We start from the raw sequence: 6,965 nt of genomic DNA, 5'->3' as shown, positions 1-6,965 counted from the left end.
TGGTGCTGATCATCATGCTGATCATCACGATTCCGATCCAGAATCATGCGATCAAGCTGAACATGCCGACCGGTAATCCGCCGCCGCCGCTGGCTCTGCCAGTGGTCGACACGGTGGATATCGATCCGAGCGGCACGGTGACGTGGAACGGGACGCCGATGGCGAACCGCGCAGAACTGGAAGATCGCCTGAAGACGGTGGTCGCCGGCGGCAACATCGATGAAGTGCATCTGCGTCCGAACAAGGCGGTGGAGTATAAGTCGGTCGCGGCCGTGATGGCGTCGGCGCAGCGTCTGGGCGTCACCAAGATCGGTATCGTCGGCAACGAGCAGTTCATGGAGTAGCAAATAGTACTGTTTTAATCAGAAAACACGGCCTTCGAGTGGTTTTTCGGTCTAATTTTTAATACCACTTAAAGGCCGGTTGACAGCCGCTTTCTGTCCCCATAAAGTGAATCCAGTTTGTTTCCGCGAATAAGAACAATGCTAGTGGGCTATAACAACCAAATCAAGAGTGCCTGTCACGTATCCAGCACGCATGGCGGCGTTGCACATGCTCGCAATAGTCTCGCTATTGCTCCGCTGTGCGCCTTGCCCTGCGTGCCGGATCCGCGCCCTTCACTCATGATCCGGCTGTTACAGCCCACTAGTGGCAGATGAAAGCGATGGATGCAACAACATGATTGAATATCTGATTGGCGTCGATGGCGGTGGCACCGGCACCCGTGTGCGCCTGGCGCGCAACGATGACGGCGCGCTGCTGGCGACCGGCAGTGGCGGTCCCTCCGGGCTGATGCATGGCGTCGAAGCCGCCTGGTCGGCGGTGCTGGAGGCGCTGCAAGCGGCATTCGCCACGGCTGGGCTGGTGCGGCCGGCGCTCGACAGGATGGCCATCGGCCTCGGCCTGGCCGGCGTCAACAACAAGCAATGGGCGGCCGAATTCTGCGCCGGCAATCCAGGCTTCCGCGATACCGTGATCGAAACCGATGCTTTCACTACATTGCTAGGCGCGCATCAGGGCCAGCCCGGCGTGATCATCGCCATCGGCACCGGCAGCGTCGGCGAAGTGCTGACCGCCGGCGGCAAGCGGCGCGAGGTCGGCGGCTGGGGCTTTCCGGCCAGCGACGAAGCCGGCGGCGCCTGGCTTGGCATGCGCGCCATTACCCACGCCCAGCATGTGCTGGACGGCCGCGCCCCCGGCAGCGACTTTGCGCGCGCCGTGATCCACTTTTGCGACCGCAGCAACCAGGCCCGCGGCGCCCACTTTGACAGTCATCACGACAGCATGTTCGCCTGGCTGGCCAACGCCAGCCAGACCAGTTATGCGCAGCTGGCGCCGCTGGTGATCCAGCACGCCGCCAGCGACGCCGCGGCAGGTCAGCTGATGCGGGCCGCCGGCGAGGAAATAGCGCGCATGGCCGCCGCCCTCGATCCGGATGGAGAGTTACCGATTGCACTGTGCGGCGGCCTTGCCGCGCACATCCAGCCATACCTGCCGGAGCCGCTGCTGGCGCTGGTAGTCAAGCCGCACGCTGATGCAGCAGCGGGTGCCTTACGCTTAATCGACCAAAGATTAAAAGGGAAGCAAACATGCTAGCTCAGATAGAAAAACTCAAACCGGACGGCGCCAGCGACACACCCTTGTATCTGCAGCTGGTCAACCGGCTGTCGGAGCAGATCAACGGCGGCGTCTGGCAGCCGGATGAAGCGCTGCCTTCCGAGCGCATCCTTGCTGAATCGCTGGAAATCTCGCGGGTGACTGCGCGCAAAGCGATCGATGTCTTGTGCGAGCGCGGCATGCTGATCAGGAAACGCGGTTCCGGCACTTACATTACGCCCAAACTGGAACAGCCTTTATCGCGCCTCACCAATTTCAGCGAAGAACTGCGGCAGCGCGGCTTCCGGCCAGGCTCCCAATGGCTATTGCGCGAGACCGGCATCGCCGTCGCCGAAGAAATCCTGGCGCTGGGCTTGTCGCCGAACACCGTGGTGTCGCGCCTGAAGCGCCTGCGTACCGCCGACGATGTGGTGATGGCGATTGAAACCACCACCATCCCGGCCCTGTACCTGCCGGATCCGAAAGCCGTGACCGATTCGCTGTATGTGCACCTGGAGACGCTCGGCGTGGCGCCGGTGCGCGCCCTGCAGCATATCCGCGCCATCAACGCCAGCGCCGACCAGGCCAAGCTGGCCGACATCAAGACTGGCGCCGCCATGCTGCATATCACGCGGGTCGGCTATCTGGAAAACGGCGCGGCGATCGAGCTGTCGCATTCCTATTGCCGGAGCGACTACTATGACTTCGTTGCGGAGTTGCGGCGATGACCGATGGCCGCCAGGCAGGCGGCGCATCTGGCCATGGCGGCGAGCCGCCCGGCGTGACGCTGAGAGGCAATATCCTGACGCCGCAGGGCTGGGTCAGCGGCAGCCTGCATTTCGATGGCCGCATCACGGCGATTGACGGCATGGCGGTCGATCCCGCCGACAATCTCGATCCTTACATCCTGCCTGGCTTCATCGATCTGCACGTGCACGGCGGCGGCGGCAAGGACATCATGGATGGCGGCGACGCCGTCGATGTCATCGCCGCCATCCATGCGCGGCACGGCACCACCAGCATGCTGGCCACTACCATGACCTCGCCGCTGAGCGACCTGGAAAACGCGCTGGAAGCCTGCGGCCACGCCTGCCGCACGCGCCGTCCGGGTACGGCGCGGGTGCTGGGCGTGCATCTGGAAGGACCGTACATCAATCCGGGCAAGCTTGGCGCTCAGCCTGATTTTGCACAGCCGGCGAGCTTGCAGGAAGTGACGCGGCTGAGCGCGCTGGCGCCGGTCAAGCTGATTACGGTAGCGCCTGAAATCGCCGGCCACCTGGAGGTGGTGCGGATGCTGAGCGATTCCGGCATGCGGGTGCAGATCGGCCATACCCTGGGCAGTTACGAAGACGGCGTCCAGGCGCTGGCGCACGGCGCTTCTGGCTTCACCCATCTGTTCAATGCGATGACCGGCTTCCAGGCGCGCGCGCCGGGCATGGTCGGCGCAGCACTGGCGCACGCGCGCTACTCGGAACTGATTCCCGATCTGCTGCATGTGCATCCGGGCGCGATCAAGGCGGCCTTGCGTTCGATTCCGCGCCTGTACTGCGTGACCGATTCGACCGCCGCCACCGGCATGCCGGACGGCGACTACATGCTGGGACGCCAGCAAGTGCACAAATGCATGGGCGGCGTCAGGCTGGCCGACGGCACCCTGGCCGGCAGCACGCTGACCATGGACCAGGCGCTGCGCAACCTGGTCGGCCTCGGCCTCGACCTGGCCGACGCCTCGCGCCGGGTCTCGACCTACGCCGCGGATCATCTCGGCCTGGCGGAACGCGGCCGCCTGGCCAGCGGCTGTCATGCCGATCTAGTGGTACTGGACCGGAAACTCAATTTAACCAAGGTATATGTAGAGGGAGAGCAGATTGGTCTCACAGATGTTTAGTTCACTGATGTTGCAGGAAGCGTGTTCGGCCTCCGAGCACGTAGCATTACAGCTGACGCGCGATGGCGACAGCTATGCCGCACTGGCCGCGCGCCTGCGCCAGGCGCAACCGGCCGGCGTGCTGACGGTGGCGCGCGGCAGTTCCGACCACGCCGCCAATTACTGCGCCTACCTGATCATGGCGCGCCTGGGGCGCATCGTCGCTTCGCTGCCGATGTCGCTGGTGACGCTGTACAAATCGCCGCTACTGACACGCGATGCGTTGGCGATTGCGGTATCGCAATCCGGCCAGAGTCCGGACGTGATCGAGCCGATCCGCTATTTCCGTGAAGGCGGAGCCACGACGGTCGCACTGGTAAACGATGCAGCATCGCCACTGGCCGCCAGCGCCGAATGGACGCTGCCGCTGCACGCCGGTCCCGAGCTAAGCGTGGCCGCAACCAAGAGTTTCATCACCAGCCTGGTGGCGGCGGCGCGGCTGGTAGGGTACTGGCAGGGCGATGCCGAATTCCTGGCGCAGATCGAAGCCTTGCCGGAAGCCTTGCAAAAGGCCACTGAAGTCGATTGGTCGGCGGCGATCGAAGTGTTGGCGCCGGCTTCCCGCATCATGGTGGTCGGCCGCGGCGCCAGTTTCCCGGTGGCGCTGGAAGCCGCGCTGAAATTCAAGGAAACCTCGGTGCTGCAGGCCGAGGCGTTCAGCGGCGCCGAGATCAAGCACGGCCCGATGGCCTTGATCGACGAAGGCTACCCTTTGCTGATTTTCGCCACACGCGGACCGACCCAGGCCAGCCTGCTCAAGCTGGCGGAAGAAATGCGCGGCCGCGGCGCGCGCGTGCTGCTGGCGGCGCCCGCCGATATCAACGAACGCGACCTGACCTTGCCGCTGGGACCGACGCCGGATCTGGATCCGATCGCAGCCATTCAGGCCTTCTACGTGATGGCGGCCAAGCTGTCGATCGCGCGCGGCCTTGATCCGGACCGTCCGCGCCATCTGAGCAAGGTCACCAAGACTAACTGAGCCACTCAGTGAGCCAGTCAGTGAGCCAGTCAACAGAACAAGCTTGCGCCGGCGCCGTGCCGGCGTGATGGAGATGCACGATGAGTAATACCGCCAGCAAGCCCGGCCGCAGCGCGCGTGAAAGCGCCGGGCAACTGATCATGATCCGTTTTCCGGGCACCGTGCTGGACGAGGACACCGCGCAGTTCTTGCGCGACAACCATATCCGCGCAGTCTGCCTGTTCCGCCAGAATATGGTCGACGCCGCGCAGCTGAGCAAGCTGACCACCGATCTGCGCGCCGTGATGGGACCGCACGCGCTGATCGGCATCGACCAGGAAGGCGGCGCCGTGGTGCGCGCTACCTGGCTACCGGCGCCGCCAGCGGCGATGTCGCTGGGCGCCAGCAATGACCTTGCGCTGGCGTGCGCGGTCGGGGCAGCGGTGGCGCGCGGCATCCGCTCGCTCGGCTTCAACTGGAATTTCGCGCCGGTGCTGGACCTCAACAACAATCCGGCCAACCCGGTAATCGGCGAGCGTTCCTTCGGTTCCGATCCGCAGCGCGCGACCGAGCTGGCGCTGGCGTGGATGGAAGGCAGCCTGGCGGAGGGCGTGGCTTGCTGCGTCAAGCACTTCCCAGGCCACGGCGATACCCACGTCGATTCGCACCGCGACCTGCCTACCGTCGACAAGCCGCGCAGCGCGCTGGATGCCCTCGAGCTGGCGCCGTTCAAGGCGGCGCACAGGGCGCCGGCAATGATGAGCGCCCATATCGTCTACCCGGCGCTGGATGCCGAGCATCCGGCCACCTTGTCGCGCAAGATCCTGACCGGTCTGCTGCGTGCTGAATGGGATTATCGCGGCGTCATCATCACCGACGGCATGGACATGCACGCCATCGCCGGCCGCTACGGCGTCGGCAATGCCGCGGTGCAGGCCTTGGCGGCCGGCGCCGACATGGTCATGGCGCTCGGCAACCGCGGCACCCAGGAAGAAACGCTGGCAGCCCTGACGGCGGCGCTGTCCGCAGCCGAGGAGGGCAGTCACCTTGACCAGGCCGGCATAACTGCCCGCCTGGCCCGTCTCGATGCCCTGGCGACGGCCTATCCCTGCGCCGCCGACCGCTATCTTACCGAAGCAGAGGACCAGCGCCTGATGGCGGCAGCCTGGCGCCGCGGCCTGACCGTGAGCGGCAATCCGCAAGCGCTGGCCGACGGCGCCAAGGTGCGCCTGCTGGCCTGCGCCAATGCCGCCGGCGATGGCGTCTCGGAAGCCGGCTTGCCGGCCAGCGCGGTGGCCGTCATGCTGGCGCGCCGCTACGACGTCGAGCTGGTGACCTTTGACGATGCCGAGAGTTTCGACTGGAGTACGCTGCCGGCCGATGGCCGCACCGTGATCCTGGCCTCCACCACGCGCGCGCGCTACGGCGCCCGGGCGCGCCAGGAATGGCGTCCCGACCTGCACCTGGCGCTGTGGAATCCGTTCCAGACCCTGGACATCGCCGCGCCGGCGCTGATCAGCTACGGCTTTGCCGATGCCGCGCTGGACGCAGTGGCCGACTGGCTGGCGGGCAGCCAGGCCGCAGAAGGCAGGATTCCGCTGGCGTCCATGGCCAGCGGTCCTCAATAAACCTCAGGAACCAGAATGGCCTACCAGCTCGATAATCCGGAAGCGACCATCTTACCCACGGCGGCTGTCGACATGCGCATCCAAGAAAAAAAAGAGCACCATCCGGCACTCTGGGTGCCGACCTTGTACTTCGCCGAGGGCTTGCCGTATTTCGTGGTGGCGACCATCGCCGGCCTGATGTACAAGAGCATGGGCATGGGCAACGACCAGATCGCGCTGTGGACCGGCATGCTGGGTTTCGTCTGGGTCTTCAAGCCGCTCTGGAGTCCGTTCCTGGAAGCGGCGCGCAGCAAGAAAGCCATCGTCCTGCTGTTCCAGTTTTTCGGCGGCGCCAGTCTCGGGCTGGTGGCGCTGGCGCTGCACTTGCCGAATTATTTTGCGGTCAGCATTGCTTTGCTGGGGCTGGTGGCGATTGCTTCCGCCACCCATGACATTGCAGCCGACGGCCTGTACATCGCCAGTCTCAGTTCGACCCAACAGGCTACCTATGCCGGCTGGCAGGGCGGCTTCTACAACGTGGCGCGTTTTTTCTCGCTGGGCGGGCTGGTGGTGCTGGCCGGCTACTTCGAGAAGCGCATGCCGGTGGCGCAAGCCTGGAGCCTGATCTTCGGCATGCTGGGGGTGAGCATGCTGCTGCTGGCGATCTATCATCTGTGGGCCTTGCCGGCGGGGCGCAATCCGCCGCGTCCGGCTGGCGGCATGAGGGGCGTGTGGCTGACCTTGCGCGAAGTGATCATCGATTTTTTCCAGAAGCCCGGCATCTGGCTGGCGATCCTGTTCATCATCCTGTTTCGCGCTGGCGAAGGCCAGATCACTACCATCGGTCCGCTGTTCCTGCGGGCGGCGCGCGCGGAGG

At 65.0% G+C, this 6,965-nt stretch carries 6 protein-coding genes and 1 pseudogene; all 7 read left to right on the top strand.

Translation table 11 applies throughout. From position 1 onward, the window contains the following. The coding region (locus VNZ65_RS09565) for a biopolymer transporter ExbD (RefSeq protein ID WP_325668342.1) at positions 1 to 344 on the top strand (344 nt) is incomplete at its 5' end. A gap of 334 nt (positions 345 to 678) precedes the next feature. After that, positions 679 to 1,596 (top strand): BadF/BadG/BcrA/BcrD ATPase family protein, encoded by a 918-nt coding sequence (locus VNZ65_RS09560; RefSeq protein ID WP_325668340.1) that lies wholly within the window; start codon positions 679 to 681, stop codon positions 1,594 to 1,596. Continuing rightward, entirely contained in the window at positions 1,590 to 2,324 is a 735-nt protein-coding gene (locus VNZ65_RS09555) for a GntR family transcriptional regulator (protein WP_061938885.1), read from the top strand. Before VNZ65_RS09560 ends, VNZ65_RS09555 begins: the two co-directional genes overlap by 7 nt. Beyond that, a complete protein-coding gene (gene nagA / locus VNZ65_RS09550; RefSeq protein WP_325668338.1) occupies positions 2,321 to 3,484 on the top strand; it encodes an N-acetylglucosamine-6-phosphate deacetylase in 1,164 nt (387 codons plus the stop codon). The genes VNZ65_RS09555 and nagA overlap by 4 nt, the downstream gene beginning before the upstream one ends. Further along, on the top strand, positions 3,477 to 4,502 hold the full coding sequence (locus VNZ65_RS09545; RefSeq protein WP_325668335.1) for an SIS domain-containing protein: 1,026 nt from the start codon (positions 3,477 to 3,479) through the stop codon (positions 4,500 to 4,502). Before nagA ends, VNZ65_RS09545 begins: the two co-directional genes overlap by 8 nt. A gap of 80 nt (positions 4,503 to 4,582) precedes the next feature. Then, complete coding sequence (nagZ, locus tag VNZ65_RS09540; protein ID WP_325668333.1) at positions 4,583 to 6,109, top strand: beta-N-acetylhexosaminidase; 1,527 nt, start codon at positions 4,583 to 4,585, stop codon at positions 6,107 to 6,109. A gap of 15 nt (positions 6,110 to 6,124) precedes the next feature. Then, positions 6,125 to 6,965, top strand: a pseudogene (locus tag VNZ65_RS09535) (MFS transporter); the annotation flags it as partial.

Origin of the sequence: Collimonas sp. (assembly GCF_035566555.1) — a bacterium.
GTDB lineage: Bacteria > Pseudomonadota > Gammaproteobacteria > Burkholderiales > Burkholderiaceae_D > Collimonas.
Note: the sequence above shows the minus strand (reverse complement) of the source record. Positions and strands in the feature narration are given on the sequence as shown.

Coding starts and splice junctions, on each gene's coding strand:
- VNZ65_RS09555 (WP_061938885.1), top strand. CDS start 1,590: ATGCTAGCTCAGATAGAAAAACTCAAACCGGACGGCGCCAGCGACACA.
- nagZ (WP_325668333.1), top strand. CDS start 4,583: ATGAGTAATACCGCCAGCAAGCCCGGCCGCAGCGCGCGTGAAAGCGCC.
- VNZ65_RS09560 (WP_325668340.1), top strand. CDS start 679: ATGATTGAATATCTGATTGGCGTCGATGGCGGTGGCACCGGCACCCGT.
- VNZ65_RS09545 (WP_325668335.1), top strand. CDS start 3,477: ATGTTTAGTTCACTGATGTTGCAGGAAGCGTGTTCGGCCTCCGAGCAC.
- nagA (WP_325668338.1), top strand. CDS start 2,321: ATGACCGATGGCCGCCAGGCAGGCGGCGCATCTGGCCATGGCGGCGAG.